This is a genomic window from Actinomycetota bacterium (assembly GCA_040905475.1).
Classification (GTDB): Bacteria; Actinomycetota; AC-67; order AC-67; family AC-67; genus DATFGK01.
Window position 1 is genome coordinate 80,694 of the sequence record JBBDRM010000096.1, and the last position, 1,219, is coordinate 81,912.

The 1,219-nt window shown below is 68.7% G+C and carries 2 protein-coding genes; one reads left to right on the plus strand and one right to left on the minus strand.

Annotated elements, in window-relative coordinates; all coding sequences use genetic code 11:
• The first annotated feature begins 94 nt into the window (after positions 1-94).
• The gene (locus WEB06_11115) at positions 95-832 is read left to right on the plus strand and encodes an MOSC N-terminal beta barrel domain-containing protein (GenBank protein MEX2556169.1); all 738 of its coding nucleotides are present in this window, start codon (positions 95-97) and stop codon (positions 830-832) included.
• A gap of 68 nt (positions 833-900) precedes the next feature.
• Here the strand turns inward: WEB06_11115 and WEB06_11120 are convergent.
• Positions 901-1,219 (minus strand): hypothetical protein (locus tag WEB06_11120; GenBank protein MEX2556170.1); only part of this gene is annotated, 319 nt, incomplete at its 5' end.

Consider the following 1,219-nt stretch of genomic DNA (forward strand, 5'->3'; position numbering starts at 1 on the left):
CGACGGGCAGGAGGCGTTCTCGAGATCCCAGAGGACATCGCCAACAACTACCACGTCGCGGCCAAGGGGTGAACCCGGCTGGTAGCGTGACCGCGTGATCGTCGGACGCGTCGCCGCCCTCTGGCGCTACCCCGTGAAGTCCATGCTGGGGGAGCGTGTGGAGCGCGCGTGGCTCGGGCCCAACGGTATCGAAGGCGACCGCGTCTGGGCCTTGCGCGACGCCGAGACCGGCCGCCTCCTCAGCGCGAAGAAGGTCTCGCGCCTCCTGACGGCCCGCAGCCGCACGTCCGGACGCGAGGTGCAGATCGAGCTCCCGACCGGCGAGGCGCTCGACGCTGGGGACCCGGCGGCAGGGAAGGTGATCGGCGGCTGGCTCGGCCGCGACGTCGAGCTCGTTCTCGCCGACGGGGGAACGGAACGCCCGGTGATCGAGAACGAGCAAGGGACCTTCCGCGGACGCGCCGGCGGGTTCTTCGACTCCTCGGTCGTGCACTTCGTGACCACCTCGACGCTCGGCCGGCTCGCAGAGCTCCAGCCGGGCGGTGTCTTCGACGCCAGACGGTTCCGGCCGAACGTCGTCCTCGAGACGCTCGAGCCGGGCTTCGTGGAAGAGGAGTGGGTCGGGAGCACGCTCGAGCTCGGCGGCGCGCTCATCGAGATCACCAAGCCGTGCTCGCGATGCGTCATGACCACGCACGCCCAAGAGGATCTGCCGGTCGACCGGGACGTGCTCCGAACCGTCCGAGACCACAACGACGAGCACGCCGGGATCTACGGCATCGTTCGCGAGGCAGAATCGATCTCGCTCGGCGACGAGGCGCTCCTGGGCTGAGCGTTCCCGACACCGCAAGAGGGACGACCCTAGGGTCGTTCCTCTCTCTGGTGGGGGGTGCCAGATGTTTAGTGGCGGCAGTCCCAGCGAGCGTTCCGGTTTACCGTCCGCTCGACCAGCGCCAGCGTCCTCGCTACGAGCATGTCGGGCCCCGTCGCCGTGACGACCCGGCGTCCGCCAACCTGCGCGAACCGCATCGCGGTGCCGAGCATCAGGAACGTGAGCCCGATGATCGTCAGCATCGTGGTCTCGGGTCCGGTCTGCGCGAGCTGGTTGCCTTCGACCTGCGGCTTCAGCTTGGGCTTCTTGATCACGTTGCCCTGTACCACCGTGCCGTCGTCGGTTGAGCCGTCGTCGGTTGAGCCGTCGTCGGTTGAGCCGTCGTCG